The sequence below is a fragment of the Paenibacillus sinopodophylli genome (assembly GCF_005930355.1).
GTDB classification, from domain to species: Bacteria; Bacillota; Bacilli; order Paenibacillales; family Paenibacillaceae; genus Pristimantibacillus; species Pristimantibacillus sinopodophylli.
The window spans coordinates 36,933-52,315 of the sequence record NZ_VDBO01000020.1; the positions used below are offsets into that span (position 1 = coordinate 36,933).

Genomic DNA, 15,383 nt, shown 5'->3' on the forward strand with positions numbered 1-15,383 from the left:
TCTATCTAATCAGCTAGATTCCGTCGTAGGCGCGTGACCATGCGACGGAATCCAGCAACTAGTTTATTCAGCAGCGCCGATCTCGGCACCTTCTATATTGAGGTTGAGCTTATCGCCTGTTGCCTCGTCTTCATCGTCCATTTCTTTCATTTCAATCTCTTCTTCATTCTCGGATAAAATTTTGACGTCCATACCCAAGCTTTGAAGCTCTTTGATCAAAACTTTGAACGATTCCGGAACGCCTGGTTCTGGTACATTCTCGCCCTTGACGATTGACTCATATGTTTTCACACGGCCAACAACGTCATCGGATTTAACGGTCAAAATCTCTTGAAGCGTGTATGCAGCGCCATATGCTTCAAGCGCCCATACTTCCATCTCCCCGAAACGTTGTCCACCAAATTGTGCTTTACCACCAAGCGGTTGTTGCGTAACAAGCGAGTAAGGACCCGTCGAACGAGCATGGATTTTGTCATCGACCATGTGAGCTAGTTTGATCATGTACATGACCCCAACTGTAACTTCACGTTCGAAATTCTCACCTGTTCGTCCGTCATAAAGGACGGTTTTACCGTTACGCTGCATGCCTGCTTCTTCCATTGTATCGAAAACGTCATTCTCGCGCGCGCCATCAAATACCGGCGTAGCGGCATGAATGCCAAGATGCTTACAAGCCATACCTAAGTGAACTTCAAGTGCCTGACCGATATTCATCCGTGATGGTACACCGAGCGGGTTAAGTACAACCTCAACTGGAGTTCCATCCGGTAGGAACGGCATATCTTCTTCAGGCATAATACGAGCGATTACCCCTTTGTTACCATGACGGCCGGCCATTTTGTCGCCTTCGGAAATTTTCCGTTTTTGAGCAATATATGCACGTACCAATTGGTTAACGCCTGGTGGCAATTCATCGCCATTCTCGCGAGTGAACACTTTCACGTCTACAACGATACCGTCAGTACCATGCGGAACGCGAAGCGAAGTATCACGAACCTCACGAGCCTTCTCGCCGAAGATTGCATGAAGCAATCTTTCTTCAGCAGTAAGCTCCGTTACACCCTTAGGCGTAACTTTACCTACTAGAATATCACCAGCGCCGATCTCAGCGCCGACACGGATAATTCCGCGCTCATCCAAATTGCGAAGAGCTTCTTCGCCGACATTCGGAATATCGCGTGTAATTTCTTCCGGTCCTAGCTTCGTATCACGGGCCTCGGACTCATATTCCTCGATGTGAATGGATGTGTATACATCCTCTTTCACAAGTTTCTCACTAAGCAGGATCGCATCCTCATAGTTGTAGCCTTCCCACGTCATGAATGCAACGACAACGTTGCGTCCAAGAGCCAATTCGCCTTTTTCTGTGGAAGGACCGTCTGCAAGAATGTCACCTTTCTTAATTACATCACCTTTGCGTACAAGTGGACGCTGATTGATGCACGTTCCTTGATTGGAACGCATAAACTTGTGTAACTTATGTTTCACAAGGTCGCCAGTAACTGGCTTGCCATCGATTTGTTCCACACGGCGAAGCCAAATTTCATTAGCGGAAGAACGTTCGATTATACCGTCATGCTTCGCAACGATACAAACACCCGAATCTTTCGCTGCCTTATGCTCCATCCCCGTTCCAACTAGTGGTGATCTAGGGATAAGAAGAGGTACCGCTTGACGTTGCATGTTCGATCCCATGAGGGCACGGTTGGAGTCATCGTTTTCCAGGAACGGAATTAACGCTGTCGCAACGGATACAACCTGTTTAGGAGATACGTCCATGTAGTCAACGCGATCACTAGGCATGGTCAGAATGTTATCGGCTTGCTTGTTGTAACGTACGATCGTATTTTCTTCTGCAAACCTGTCTTCAGAAGTCAGCTTCGCATTCGCCTGTGCGATTACGTAGTTGTCTTCCTCATCAGCAGTCAAGTATGCGATTTGTTCGGTGACAATTCCTGTTTTCGGATCAACCCAACGATATGGAGCCTCAATGAAGCCGTACTCGTTAATGCGGGCAAACGAAGACAAGGAGTTGATCAACCCGATGTTCGGTCCCTCTGGCGTCTCAATCGGACACATCCGCCCATAGTGGGAGTGATGGACGTCACGGACTTCAAAGCCCGCGCGCTCCCTAGTCAAACCGCCGGGTCCGAGTGCAGATAAACGACGTTTGTGCGTCAATTCAGCAAGCGGATTCGTTTGGTCCATAAACTGGGATAGCTGCGAGGATCCGAAGAACTCTTTTATAGATGCTATAACCGGACGAATGTTGATTAGCGCTTGCGGCGTAATCGCATTGGCATCTTGAATGGACATTCTCTCGCGCACTACGCGCTCCATACGAGATAGACCAATTCGGAATTGGTTCTGAAGCAACTCACCTACTGAACGCAGACGACGGTTACCTAGATGATCGATGTCATCCGTGCTGCCTACGCCGTGCAACAGGTTAATAAAGTAGTTAATGGAAGAAATGATATCCGCAGGCGTGATATGCTTCACGGATTTATCAATAATGCCATTCGCAATTACCTTAATAACTTTGCTCTCGTCATATGGTGAGAATACGCTGATCGTTTGTAGTGGAATACTATCTGCATCCAATACACCGTTAGCAACGTGATAAGTCTTGAAGCCAACATCCTTCTCAAGCTTCTCGAGAATTTCATCAAGCAAGCGGCGATCAATCATTTGACCAGACTCAGCAATAATTTCACCAGTCGTAGGGTCAACTAAATTTTCCGCAAGTCGTTGATTAAACAAACGGTTCTTGATGTGAAGTTTTTTGTTTATTTTGTAACGGCCTACATTGGCCAAGTCATAACGTTTCGGGTCAAAGAAGCGAGCAACCAGCAAGCTCTTCGCATTGTCCAAAGTCGGAGGCTCACCCGGACGAAGACGCTCATATATTTCAATTAGCGCTTTTTCCGTGGAATCCGTGTTGTCTTTGTCAAGCGTGTTGCGGATGTACTCATCATGTCCCAGCAGTTCAAGAATTTCAGCGTCAGTACCGAAGCCTAACGAACGCAAAAGCACCGTTACCGGAATTTTCCGAGTGCGGTCAATACGAACGTAGATGATATCTTTCGCATCTGTTTCAAGCTCTAGCCAAGCGCCGCGGTTAGGAATAACCGTAGCTGTGTAGTTTTTCTTCCCGTTTTTATCGACCTTCGTGCTGAAGTACACACTCGGGGATCGAACCAATTGGCTAACTATGACACGCTCGGCCCCGTTAATAATAAACGTGCCTGTCTCTGTCATAAGCGGGAAATCACCCATGAAAACTTCTTGTTCCTTTACTTCGCCGGTCTCCTTATTGAAAAGTCGTACCTTAACGCGTAAAGGAGCCGCATACGTCACGTCGCGCTCTTTTGATTCATCGACCGAATATTTCGGTTCGCCTAAGCTATAGTCGATAAACTCAAGCGATAGATTGCCCGTAAAGTCCGAAATCGGAGAAATGTCTTGGAACAATTCGATAAGATCGCTGTCCAAAAACTTCTCATACGATTTTTGTTGGATTTCAATCAGGTTCGGGACTTCCAGCACCTCGTTGATCCTGGCGTAGCTTCTGCGCGCGCGCCGACCATACTGAACAAGTTGTCCTGCCAACTTAACCTCACCCCTCATGTCTGTATCACAGCATCGATAATCACTGCGTCACTATAAACGGACCAGCCGCCTATATAGTCAAATAAAGAAAAGCCCTTATCGAATAGTTCGAAAAAAGAGCATGTTCCGGCAGTTAACCAATCACAGCGCGGCCGTGATAGTCTCATATCAAATAATTTTGCCCAAAACGTAAACATTATACGTCAAATGTGTAAAACTTATGCATTCCGCGCTTTAAAATTACACTTGACATTTTAGTTAACTAAAGAGATTGAGCCCAATTTAATGCTGACATTTTATAATTTTACCATATCTAAAATGTCAAGTCAATAATTTTTATGGCTTTTTTAAGTAAAAACTTAAAATAACATTTTCCCTTTTCAACTACCCTTTTACAGCTCGGAAAATGCGATAGCCTTTATCTTTCGTCACTTCGTCAACCTCTTCAAATAATGACTCCAGTTTAGCCTTTGCTGAGGGTGCTCCTTGTTTCTTCTGAATGACAACCCACATCTCTCCACCAGACCTAAGCAATTCAAAGCCTTCTTCGAATATGCGATGTACAACCGTTTTACCTGCACGAATAGGCGGGTTTGTTACAATAACAGTGAAGGTCTTTCCCTTCACTGCCTCAAACAGATCGCTCTGCAGAACCGTTATATTCGCAACCTTGTTAAGCTTCGCATTTTCTTTCGATAGCTCTACTGCTCTTTCATTTATATCAATCATCGTTACATGCCCATGTTCTGCAAGTTTTGCTGAAGTGAGACCGATTGGGCCATAGCCGCAGCCAACATCGAGCACCACCGCATCACGCTTTAGCTCAAGCGCATCAATCAGAACTCGGCTCCCATAATCGACACCCGTCTTCGAGAAAACGCCGGCATCCGTCATAAACCGGAAAGAAAAGCCTCTAAGAGACACCTCATGTACCTGACGGTTATGCTTCACGTCCGGGCTTTGTGAATAATAGTGATCGGACATGATTCATCACTCTCCTGTCATCCCAATACTCCTAAAAGCATTCAGCTGCCAGCCTTTTTGAACGATAGGCAAGGCTCGCGTTGAAAGATAAGAATGTATAAGCCATTTCATTTATACACTCTTATCCTTTAACATACAACGAGCCCCTTGAAACCTGACGGATTCAAGGGGCTCGCCAGCCGACTCATCGTACAATCGCATGATCAGCATATTTGGTTAAAGCAATATTACTTAACTTCTACAGAAGCGCCTGCTTCAGAAAGTTTAGCTGCAACTGCTTCAGCTTCTTCTTTAGCAACTTTTTCTTTAACAGCTTTAGGAGCGCTGTCAACCAAATCTTTCGCTTCTTTCAGGCCAAGACCTGTGATTTCGCGAACAACTTTGATTACGTTGATTTTTGAAGCGCCAGCGCCGTTAAGGATAACGTCGAATTCTGTTTGCTCAGCTTCAACAGCTGCGCCTGCACCTGCTGCTGCTACTGGAGCTGCTGCAGTTACGCCGAATTCTTCTTCAATTGCTTTAACAAGATCGTTCAGTTCAAGAACGTTCATAACTTTAATCGCTTCTAGGATTTGCTCTTTAGACATGATTATACCTCCGGGAATATGGTTTATTTTTTTATGCTGCATTCGGCTTTTGCCGATTTAATACTCTGAACGGTACTGAATAGAAATTAAACGCCTGCTTCTTGTTTTTCACCGACTGCTTTAACTGCAAGCGCGAAGTTGCGCACTGGAGCTTGCAATACGCTGAGGAGCATAGAGAGCAAACCGTCGCGGGACGGAAGTTCCGCAAGAGCTTTAATTTCTTCTTGTGATACGACTTTACCTTCAACAACGCCGCCTTTAAGTTTCAAAGCATCGTTTTTCTTAGCAAAATCGTTCAAAATTTTAGCTGGAGCAACAGCGTCTTCATTACCGAATGCAATAGCAGTAGGACCTGTAAGAATATTGTTCAATTCTACATAATCCGTACCTTCTGTTGCGCGGCGAACGAGCGAGTTTTTAAGAACTTGGAACTCAATTCCTGCTTCACGAAGCTGTTTCCGAAGTTCAGTAACTTGCGCAACGTTCAATCCACGATAGTCAGCTACAACTGTACTGGAGCTAGCAGCAATTTTCGCCGCGATTACGGCAACTGCCTCTTGTTTCTCTTGGATGATATTTGCGTTAGCCAAACTGTACACCTCCCGTAATAGTATACATTCCGTTAATTACGACGGGCTTTCCACGCCTCGATGCATGAGAAAGGCCTTCGCAGACACTGCGAAGGCCATGATGTCGTTATCGCGCATCAATCCGCAAAGGATCGAATGTTGCTTACAAACGTTTTATCATAACACCTCGGTAGGAAATTAAGCCTTATGGCACCTACTGTCTACGGTATGCGTATTCGAATTTAGTTCCGTTCTTCTTAGCGATATACCGCTGTAGAAACACGAGCGCCAGGGCCCATTGTTGAAGAAACGGCGATGTTTTTCAGGTAAATACCTTTTGCAGCAGCCGGTTTAGCACGATTAAGTGCATCGATCAATGATTTGAGGTTCTCGTTGAGTTTCTCAGCATCAAATGATACTTTACCGATTGGAGCATGGATTTGACCCGCTTTATCAAGACGGTATTCAATCTTACCGGCTTTAATTTCTTGAACGGCTTTCGCAACGTCAAACGTTACTGTACCAGCTTTAGGGTTAGGCATCAAGCCTTTACCACCAAGAATACGTCCAAGTTTACCAACTTCAGCCATCATGTCCGGCGTTGCTACGCAAACGTCGAATTCGAACCAGCCTTGTTGGATTTTGTTGATCATGTCTGCATCGCCAACAAAGTCAGCGCCCGCAGCTTCCGCTTCTTTCACTTTTTCGCCTTTTGCGAAAACGAGAACGCGTTTTGTTTTACCAGTACCATGTGGAAGTACTACTACGCCACGAACGGCTTGGTCTTGTTTACGAGGGTCTACACCCAAACGCACTGCAACTTCAACGGACTCGTCGAATTTTGCTGTTGCTGCCTTCTTCACAAGCTCGATCGCTTCCAAAGGCTCGTAAGTTGCTTCGCTGTCAATAAGCTTAACAGCTTCTTGATATTTTTTACCGTGTTTAGCCATTGTAATTTCCTCCTCATGTGGTTGTAGCGGAAAATCCTCCAAAGGATGATCCTCCCACTCGCGAAAGCCTAAGCTTCGCAAAGCAAGCTACTCTGTAAGATTAGTCAACAATAGTTACGCCCATGCTGCGAGCAGTACCTTCAACCATACGCATTGCTGCTTCAACTGAAGCTGCGTTAAGATCCGGCATTTTTTGCTCAGCGATTTCGCGAACTTTGTCACGTTTTACAGTAGCGACCTTTTTCTTGTTAGGCTCGCCTGAACCTTTTTCGATACCAGCTGCGACGCGTAGCAATACTGCTGCCGGCGGCGTTTTTGTTTCGAAAGTGAAAGAACGGTCTTCAAATACTGTAATAACGACTGGAATAATCAAGCCTGCTTGATCTGCAGTACGAGCATTAAACTCTTTACAGAACGCCATAATGTTGACGCCCGCTTGACCTAGTGCTGGACCGATTGGCGGCGCTGGGTTAGCTTTACCTGCAGGGACTTGCAATTTGACCATTTTAATGACCTTTTTTGCCATGCCTGACACACCTCCTTACCCTTTATTCCATGCGTAAATAGCATATGCCGCTAATAAGAGGCATTGCCACTTCGCGTCCAAACTTCTACTGGTTTTACCCAGTAGAATCGGGAACCAGATATTATATCTTCTCCACTTGAGTGTAATCCAGCTCCAGCGGGGTCTCCCTGCCAAACATGTTTACATGAACCTTCAACTTCGCTTTGTCCAGCAAAATTTCTTCTACTGTACCAACAAAATCTGCGAAAGGACCTACTTTTACGCGTACTGTTTCTTTCAGATCGAACTCGATTTTCGGTTTTGGCTCTTCCATACCCATGTGCTTGAGAATTTGCTCAACCTCATCTGGCAATAGAGGAATCGGCTTAGAACCGGAACCTGTTGATCCTACGAATCCAGTTACGCCAGGCGTATTACGAACAACGTACCATGAATCGTCGGTTTGAACCATTTCCACAAGAACATAGCCGGGGTAGACTTTACGTTGGACGGTTTTTTTCTTACCATCCTTCTCTACCACTTCATCTTCCATAGGAACAAGCACACGGAAAATTTTGTCTTCCATGCCCATCGATTCAACACGGCGCTCCAAATTGGCTTTCACCTTGTTCTCATAGCCTGAGTAAGTATGCACGACGTACCATCTTTTTTCCATCACAAATCCACCTTTGGACCATTCTTAAACAATGAATTCAACCAGAGACGAGATCCCGATGTCAAGAAGCCAGAAATAAATCGTTACAAACGTGATCGTCAGCAAAACCACGATCGAATAGCTTGTCAACTCTTTACGGCTTGGCCAGCGAACCTTCTTAAGTTCCGCCCAGCTGTCGGCAAAAAAACTAAACGTTGTACCAAAGCTTTGCTTTAGTTTAGCCAAAAATGCCACGTTCACACCTCCAATTGACTATCTCGTCTCGCGATGAGGAGTCTGCTCGTTACAGAACTTGCAAAACTTCTTCAACTCGATGCGGTCGGGGTGATTGCGTTTGTTCTTGCTGCTCGCATAGTTTCTCTGTTTGCAGTTTGTGCATGCCAACGTGATAATTACCCGCATTGAATTACACCTCCCGAACTGCTACAAAATACGAATCATGAAGCTCTATATGAAAGTTCATTGATTCCAACGCCAAAACGAAAAAAAACCTCGATTTTAGGCCTACCTAAACACTTTATCACACCGTAATTTCGATGTCAATCTAAAAGATAAGTGTCAGGCCTGCGAAAAACTGGTAATAACAAGAGCATCGGGCTCGTTTCTACCATTATAGTCTACTCCGACCCATTTCAAACAAAAAGGGTCTATGTCCCACCTGGACACCGCCAGATGGAAGACAACCCTCGTATTGACGATTGTGTATGATTGCGTTTAACCGCTAATATCTCTGACTTCCAAATAACGTTCTAGCTTGCGCTTAACCCGTTGGAGCGCGTTATCAATAGATTTCACATGCCTATCTAAGTCGACAGCAATTTCCTGATAGGATCTTCCATCCAAATAGAGCATAAGTACCTTGCGCTCAAGGTCACTTAATATTTCGGACATCTTATCTTCCAGGCCAATGAATTCTTCTTGATTGATAATCAACTCTTCAGGATCAGATACTCGCGTGCCGCATATGACATCGAGCAGTGTGCGATCCGAGTCTTCATCGTAAATGGGCTTGTCAAGTGATACGTAGGAATTAAGCGGGATATGCTTCTGACGCGTGGCTGTTTTGATGGCGGTAATAATCTGTCTAGTAATACACAACTCTGCAAAGGCTTTGAAGCTTGCCAGCTTGTCCCCTTTGAAATCACGAATTGCTTTGTATAGACCAATCATACCCTCCTGCACGATATCTTCACGATCCGCGCCGATAAGAAAATAGGAGCGCGCTTTGGCCCTCACAAAATTCTTATATTTGTTAATCAAATATTCCAACGCCATACTGTCGCCATTGCGGACCGCTTCGACGATGTCCTCGTCCGAACTGCTGTCATACTCGAGCGTACTCCATTCTTTGAGGTCGATACTCACGAACTATCCCTCCGGCCTGCAAGGCGTACACCGCTAGATTCTTATTCTCGCAAATCTATCCTGTGAATCCAATAGCATGATCCAATCAGCGATCTGCGTCCAAAGATAAGAAAGTTACTTTAGGAAATACAACACGTTCTTATCGCTAATAATAGAGTCAGTATACATGATGTAACCTTCCACCGTCAACCAATCGGAATGCTATAAAGTATCGATTTATTAGCAATTTTGTAACTTTGTGGATGCTATTTCTTCAATCAATCACCATCGGCAAGGAAGGACTTGGTAATCATTCTCATTATTTCTCTCCACGCCGCAGTCTCTCAAGCTGACTGCGGATTTCAAGACTGACAATTCCGTCTACAGAATTGCGGGTACCCGGTTTGTCTTCGCGAAGCGTCTGCTCGATATTTTTACGATTTTGACCAATGTCAATAAGCAACTCACGCGCCGATACCCGAAGCGCACCTTTACCAAAGGCAACGTTCTGCTCAACCAAATCGGAAGTGGCTACATAGATATTCCTGCGGCGCATATATAACTCTGAGCATAGACGCTCAATGCATTCATCCGCGGTTTCCTTTTCTTTCGTATATACAATCATCAGCTTGTGATGCCTATACGTCGCACCTAGCCCTGGTACCTGATGGGCATCAAACACGACATATACCTGCATCCCCGTGAAACCTTGATAATCCGCCATCATATCCAGAAGCTTGTCACGTGCTTCCTCCAAGTCGTATTCCTTCAGTTTCTCAAGTACGGGCCATGCACCGATTATATTATATCCGTCGACTAATAGAATATCGTCCTTCCGCTTCATCGCCTAAAGGCTCCGACGTTGACGCACGACCTCATACATAAGAACGCCTGCGGCAACAGAAGCATTCAGTGAGTTAAGTTGGCCTAACATCGGCAATTTAACGAGAAAATCACATTTCTCCTTGATCAGTCTTCCCATTCCTTTACTTTCATTGCCGATAACTACGACAAGAGGCATATCGAATTTCATTTTGTAAACATCTTGAGATGCACTCAGGTCCGTCCCTGCTACCCATACGCCTGCATCCTTCAACTTGTCGATCGTCTGTGCAAGATTCGTTACCCGGGCGACCGGCACATGTTCTGCTGCGCCAGCAGACGTTTTCAGCACGGTTGCGGTTAATCCAGCCGAGCGACGCTTCGGTATGATAACGCCATGGACACCTGTACATTCGGCGGTACGCAGTATCGATCCTAAGTTATGCGGATCTTCAATTTCATCCAGCAGCAGTATAAACGGAACCTCATCCCGCTCCTTAGCACGTTCAAGAATTTCTTCAACCTCTACATATGCGAATGCGGCAGCTTGTGCGACTACCCCTTGATGAGTTACACCTGGAGTTAAGCTGTCGAGCTTTCTTTTATCTACGAACTGAACGATAATTCCAAATTTCTTAGCTTCAGCTACAATAGGCTGCGTCAATGTTTTCTGAGCGCCGTCGGCAATCCAAATCTTATTGATCTCTCGTCCGGAGCGCAAAGCTTCCAGTACCGGATGTTTGCCGGCAATCATCTCATCTTGAACGATTTCTTCAGTCATCGGTTACCCTCCTCATATGGTCTTGATATCACGAAAGGCATAGTCAGCCTTCAATCTTCTCATTCTTTCCAATCGCAATCGTAAAGAGCTCATGGATGCGTTCAATACGACCTTCATAGTATAAATAACCAACTAGACTCTCCAATGCTGTCGCAAGCCTATAATCAGCCAGATCCGCATTTTTGGGAGGCGCACCTGATTTGGAATTGCGACCTCGGCGGACGATGTCCGCCTCTTCGTCCGTTAGATGCGGCTGCCATAGATCGAGCGTTCTCTTTTGACCTTTGGCTGACACGAACTTTGTCGCTTCGCGGTGAATATGATGAGACTTTTGGTTCGGCAGCGATATTAAATATTGCCTCACCAGAAGCTCGAACACAGCATCGCCCATATAAGCAAGGATTACCGGATTCATCAGCTGCGGTGTTTTGGAGGGTGCGTGGAACAGCAGCTTATTCTCCTCTACGCGCCCGCTCATTTGCGCCGCCAACGGATGCCTTGCGGCGTATCCTCAAGCACGATATTTTTCTCAGTAAGCAGTACCCTTATTTCATCCGCTCTTGCCCAGTTTTTCGAAGCACGAGCCTCTGTACGCTCAACGATAAGCTGCTCGATATCCGCATCAAGCAGCTCGGATTCCGCCTGCTGTGGCAGCAAGCCAAGCACAGAATCCATACGTTCAAGCAATGTTAGCAAGGCAAGCACACCGCCAGCCTCGGCATCGGCGCGATTAAGATATTGATTCGCTTCCGCAACCAAATCGAATACCGATGTTATCGCATCTGGTGTGTTGAAATCATCGCTCATTCTAGCATGAAACTGACTGTAGATCGCTTGCAATCTCGCATCGAGTGCTGCATCTCCGGATGGAAGCAGTCCATTGCTACTCTCATTTGCTTGCGCCAAGCCGCCTTCCACCGTAGACAGCCTATGCCTTAGATTAGCGGCGCTGTTGGCGATCCGTTCAACACTGTTCTCTGCTTGTGCTACTGTATCGTCACTGAAGTTCAAAGGACTCCGATAATGAGTAGACAACATAAAGTAACGTATCGCATGAGGCTTAACCCGCTTCACCAGCTCATGCACCGTAATTCCATTGCCGAGCGATTTGGACATTTTCTCATTATTGATATGAATATAGCCGTTGTGCATCCAATAATTAGCCAGCGGCTTGCCCGTCAATGCCTCTGATTGCGCGACCTCGCACTCATGATGCGGAAACTGCAGATCATGTCCGCCGCCATGTATATCGAGTGTATCGCCAAGATAAGCCCGAGCCATTGCCGAGCACTCAATGTGCCAGCCCGGTCGACCGTCTCCAAATGGACTTTCCCACTTAATTTCTCCAGGCTTCGCGCCTTTCCATAGTACAAAGTCTTGTTGATTTTGTTTACGGTCGCCAATCTCAACTCGAATACCGAACTGAAGCTCCTCAATATTCTGATGAGATAGCTTGCCATAATCTGCGAAAGCAGCTGTGCGATAATAGACGTCGCCATCACTCATATAAGCATAGCCTTTGTCAATTAACCCTTGGATAAACGCGATGATATGAGGGATATGCTCGGTTACACGCGGATTAAGCGTGGCTTTGTGCACACCAAGCGATTCGATATCCTCATAAAACGCTTTAATAAACTTTTCAGCTACTTCAGGAACGGTAGTCTCAAGCTGCTCCGCCTTACGAATAAGCTTATCATCCACGTCCGTAAAGTTAACGACGTATTGCACCTCGTTTCCTACATCCTCCAGATACCGCCGCACCACATCGAAAAAGATAACGGGGCGCGCGTTGCCGATATGGATATAATCGTATACGGTTGGTCCACATACATACATTTTCACTTTGCCAGGCTCTTGCGGTACAAAGGGCTCCTTATTCCGCGACACCGTATTATAAATGGATACTGTCATTATCTTATTTCTCCTCGTCCCGAAGCTGCTTCAGTTCGGTTTTTAGTTCGTCAATTTCTTTCTGCATCGTTCGGAACATCTCGATGACCGGATCCGGCAGCTGCGTATGATCAAGTCGATCACCAACCCGCTCGCCGTTTCGTTTCACAACACGTCCAGGATTTCCGACTACCGTACAATTGGTGGGCACCTCTCGCAGCACCACCGCATTGGAACCGATATTTGAAAACTCGCCCACAGTGAATGAGCCGAGCACCTTGGATCCCGAGCCAATAACTACATTATTACCAATTGTCGGGTGTCGCTTACCTTTCTCCTTGCCCGTTCCACCCAGCGTGACGCCTTGATAAATAACTACATCATCGCCAATCTCGCAAGTTTCACCGATTACGACACCCATGCCGTGATCGATAAACAATCGTTCGCCAATTTTTGCGCCTGGATGTATCTCAATACCTGTCATAAACCGACTTACTTGAGAGATCATACGTGCTACCGTAAACCAGCCACTACGGTATAAAGGATGAGCTATACGATGTGCCCATATGGCGTGCAAACCCGAATAGGTGAAAATAACCTCGAAGCGGCTGCGAGCAGCCGGATCATTCTCAAAAACTGCTTGGATGTCCGATCGAATGTGACGAAACATAAACAATCCCCTTTTTCAAACACTCATAAATAATGAATAAAAAAACCCCTGCAGCATATTATGCTGCAGAGGCGTACAATCTCGCGGTTCCACTCTGCTTGAACAAACAAGGCAGCATTCCCCCTTGAACATTCATCTCAAAGTCTATAACGCAGACAATACGTTGCTGCCTACCCCGCTGAAGCTTCATACATACACTCATAAACAATTACGCGGCATCGCCTAATCCTTATGACCATTCATATGTTGCTGCAGCAGCTCGGAACAAAGCTCCCAGGTGCATATTTCCGTTCGGCGGACCAGACAACTTTCAGCCCCACTCGAGTCCCTTAGCCGCACCAAAATGGGCGTCGATTCGAATGACGGTTGTCCTCTCTGCGAATCCACAAGCAAACGTACTTCTCCTGTTCATGGCTGTTCGATTCATTCTATTATTAGACATAGTATACCGAATACCCAAAAATGTGACAAGGGTATTATAAATGCTTGGTTATTCAAACGCTTAAGGCGATTATGCTGAATAGCCTGCTAAGCGGTCACGAAGGCGCTTAATGACCTTTTCTTGGCCAAGTAGAGCGAGTGATTGATTCAAATCTGGACCATGAGTCTGACCGGTAAGCGCAGCACGAATCGGCATAAACAGCTGTTTCCCTTTGAAGCCTGTCGATTTCTGTACCGACTTAATCATATCCTTAATGCCGTCAACCTCGAACGGAGCCTCACCCGCTTCAACAAGCGTCAAAAACGCCTCAAGCACCGTAGGAACCTGTTCCTCCGCCAGCACGACTGTCGCCTCTTCCTCATCTTCAACGGTATCGCGGAAGAATAGTTCTGTCATCGGCACGATATCCGAGGCACTACGCAGTTTGTCCTGATGGAGCGCAACTAAATCTGTAATCCATGCACGTCCAGCGTCATCAAGCTCAAGGGCAGCACGTCCCGCTTGCACCAAGTGCGGCAGACATAGATCAACTACGCGGCCAATATCGGCTTTCTTCAGATACTCATTGTTCATCCAGCTAAGCTTCTGCGTATCGAATACAGCAGGGCTCTTGCTCAGTCGATCCGCATTGAATACGGACACCAGTTCTTCACGTGTAAAGATTTCTTGCTCACCCTCTGGCGACCAGCCAAGCAGCGTTATGAAGTTGAACATCGCTTCCGGCAGATACCCTAAATCGTCATATTGTGAAATGAACTGTATAATTGACTCGTCTCGTTTGCTCAGCTTTTTGCGCTGTTCATTGACAATCAGCGTCATGTGACCAAATATCGGAGGCTCCCAGCCGAAAGCCTCATAGATCATCAATTGACGCGGTGTATTGGAGATATGGTCTTCCCCGCGCAGCACATGGCTAATTTTCATCAAATAATCGTCCAGCACGACTGCGAAGTTATAGGTCGGTATGCCGTCCTTCTTCACGATTACGAAATCGCCCATTTCGGCGGTATCGAAGCTGATGGAACCTTTAACGAGGTCATCAAAAGCATACGTACGCCCTTCCGGAACAAGGAAGCGAATGCTAGGCACACGGCCTTCTGCTTCAAACGCTTGACGCTGTTCGTCTGTCAAATGGCGGTGGCGGCCGGAATAGCGCGGTGTCTCACCACGTTCTGTCTGCTCCTCCCGCTCCTTCTCCAGCTCTTCTTCCGTACAGTAGCAGCGGTATGCAAGACCGCGGTCAAGCAGCTTCTGCCAGTATGTATTGTAAATATCAAGCCGTTCTGTCTGACGATATGGTCCGTATCCGCCCCCGATATCAATGCTCTCATCCCAATCAATCCCCAGCCATTTCAAATATTTCAGCTGGCTTTCTTCGCCGCCTGCAACATTGCGCTTCACATCGGTATCTTCAATCCGAATAATAAATTTGCCGCCTTTGTTTCTCGCATACAAATAATTGAATAAGGCCGTTCTTGCATTACCGATATGTAAATGTCCCGTTGGTGACGGAGCATAACGAACTCTAACCTCTGCTGTCATCTCAAA

At 46.3% G+C, this 15,383-nt stretch carries 16 protein-coding genes and 1 other annotated feature; all 16 genes read right to left on the reverse strand.

Translation table 11 applies throughout. From position 1 onward, the window contains the following. Positions 1 to 63 precede the first annotated feature (63 nt). The 16 genes from rpoB to gltX all read right to left on the reverse strand — a co-directional run bounded on the left by rpoB (position 64) and on the right by gltX (position 15,377). Positions 64 to 3,612 (reverse strand): DNA-directed RNA polymerase subunit beta, encoded by a 3,549-nt coding sequence (gene rpoB, locus FGT79_RS28935; RefSeq protein WP_138756294.1) that lies wholly within the window; start codon positions 3,610 to 3,612, stop codon positions 64 to 66. Between the two features lie 384 nt (positions 3,613 to 3,996). Continuing rightward, positions 3,997 to 4,596, reverse strand: a complete 600-nt coding sequence (locus FGT79_RS28940; RefSeq protein WP_171056502.1) for a class I SAM-dependent methyltransferase — start codon at positions 4,594 to 4,596, stop codon at positions 3,997 to 3,999. 227 nt (positions 4,597 to 4,823) lie between these two features. After that, on the reverse strand, positions 4,824 to 5,183 hold the full coding sequence (rplL, locus tag FGT79_RS28945) for a 50S ribosomal protein L7/L12 (protein WP_138756296.1): 360 nt from the start codon (positions 5,181 to 5,183) through the stop codon (positions 4,824 to 4,826). An 86-nt stretch (positions 5,184 to 5,269) separates the two neighbouring features. After that, on the reverse strand, positions 5,270 to 5,773 hold the full coding sequence (gene rplJ / locus FGT79_RS28950) for a 50S ribosomal protein L10 (RefSeq protein ID WP_138756297.1): 504 nt from the start codon (positions 5,771 to 5,773) through the stop codon (positions 5,270 to 5,272). 57 nt (positions 5,774 to 5,830) lie between these two features. Continuing rightward, positions 5,831 to 5,997: a sequence feature (ribosomal protein L10 leader region), on the reverse strand. Positions 5,998 to 6,009: 12 nt separating this feature from the next. Further along, a complete protein-coding gene (gene rplA / locus FGT79_RS28955) occupies positions 6,010 to 6,702 on the reverse strand; it encodes a 50S ribosomal protein L1 (RefSeq protein ID WP_138756298.1) in 693 nt (230 codons plus the stop codon). A gap of 100 nt (positions 6,703 to 6,802) precedes the next feature. Further along, positions 6,803 to 7,228 carry a 50S ribosomal protein L11 gene (gene rplK, locus FGT79_RS28960; protein ID WP_028609671.1) on the reverse strand — a complete coding sequence of 142 codons (426 nt, stop codon included), beginning with the start codon at positions 7,226 to 7,228 and terminating at the stop codon, positions 6,803 to 6,805. A 121-nt stretch (positions 7,229 to 7,349) separates the two neighbouring features. Next, on the reverse strand, positions 7,350 to 7,883 hold the full coding sequence (gene nusG / locus FGT79_RS28965; protein ID WP_053373884.1) for a transcription termination/antitermination protein NusG: 534 nt from the start codon (positions 7,881 to 7,883) through the stop codon (positions 7,350 to 7,352). A 24-nt stretch (positions 7,884 to 7,907) separates the two neighbouring features. Next, positions 7,908 to 8,117 (reverse strand): preprotein translocase subunit SecE, encoded by a 210-nt coding sequence (gene secE, locus FGT79_RS28970; RefSeq protein ID WP_138756299.1) that lies wholly within the window; start codon positions 8,115 to 8,117, stop codon positions 7,908 to 7,910. An 18-nt stretch (positions 8,118 to 8,135) separates the two neighbouring features. Next, the gene (gene rpmG, locus FGT79_RS28975; RefSeq protein WP_015847242.1) at positions 8,136 to 8,285 is read right to left on the reverse strand and encodes a 50S ribosomal protein L33; all 150 of its coding nucleotides are present in this window, start codon (positions 8,283 to 8,285) and stop codon (positions 8,136 to 8,138) included. Between the two features lie 312 nt (positions 8,286 to 8,597). Beyond that, positions 8,598 to 9,248 (reverse strand): RNA polymerase sporulation sigma factor SigH, encoded by a 651-nt coding sequence (gene sigH / locus FGT79_RS28980; RefSeq protein ID WP_138756300.1) that lies wholly within the window; start codon positions 9,246 to 9,248, stop codon positions 8,598 to 8,600. Positions 9,249 to 9,546: 298 nt separating this feature from the next. Next, positions 9,547 to 10,071, reverse strand: a complete 525-nt coding sequence (locus FGT79_RS28985; protein ID WP_138756301.1) for an NYN domain-containing protein — start codon at positions 10,069 to 10,071, stop codon at positions 9,547 to 9,549. A gap of 3 nt (positions 10,072 to 10,074) precedes the next feature. Then, positions 10,075 to 10,830: a 23S rRNA (guanosine(2251)-2'-O)-methyltransferase RlmB gene (gene rlmB / locus FGT79_RS28990; protein WP_138756302.1), complete on the reverse strand. Its 756-nt coding sequence runs from the start codon at positions 10,828 to 10,830 to the stop codon at positions 10,075 to 10,077. A 43-nt stretch (positions 10,831 to 10,873) separates the two neighbouring features. Then, positions 10,874 to 11,308 (reverse strand): Mini-ribonuclease 3, encoded by a 435-nt coding sequence (locus FGT79_RS28995; RefSeq protein ID WP_138756303.1) that lies wholly within the window; start codon positions 11,306 to 11,308, stop codon positions 10,874 to 10,876. Beyond that, positions 11,305 to 12,744, reverse strand: coding sequence for a cysteine--tRNA ligase (gene cysS / locus FGT79_RS29000; RefSeq protein WP_138756304.1), 1,440 nt, complete (start codon positions 12,742 to 12,744; stop codon positions 11,305 to 11,307). Before cysS ends, FGT79_RS28995 begins: the two co-directional genes overlap by 4 nt. Before the next feature lie 4 nt (positions 12,745 to 12,748). Then, positions 12,749 to 13,393, reverse strand: coding sequence for a serine O-acetyltransferase (gene cysE / locus FGT79_RS29005; RefSeq protein WP_138756305.1), 645 nt, complete (start codon positions 13,391 to 13,393; stop codon positions 12,749 to 12,751). Between the two features lie 511 nt (positions 13,394 to 13,904). Then, positions 13,905 to 15,377 (reverse strand): glutamate--tRNA ligase, encoded by a 1,473-nt coding sequence (gene gltX, locus FGT79_RS29010; protein WP_138756306.1) that lies wholly within the window; start codon positions 15,375 to 15,377, stop codon positions 13,905 to 13,907. Positions 15,378 to 15,383 lie beyond the last annotated feature (6 nt).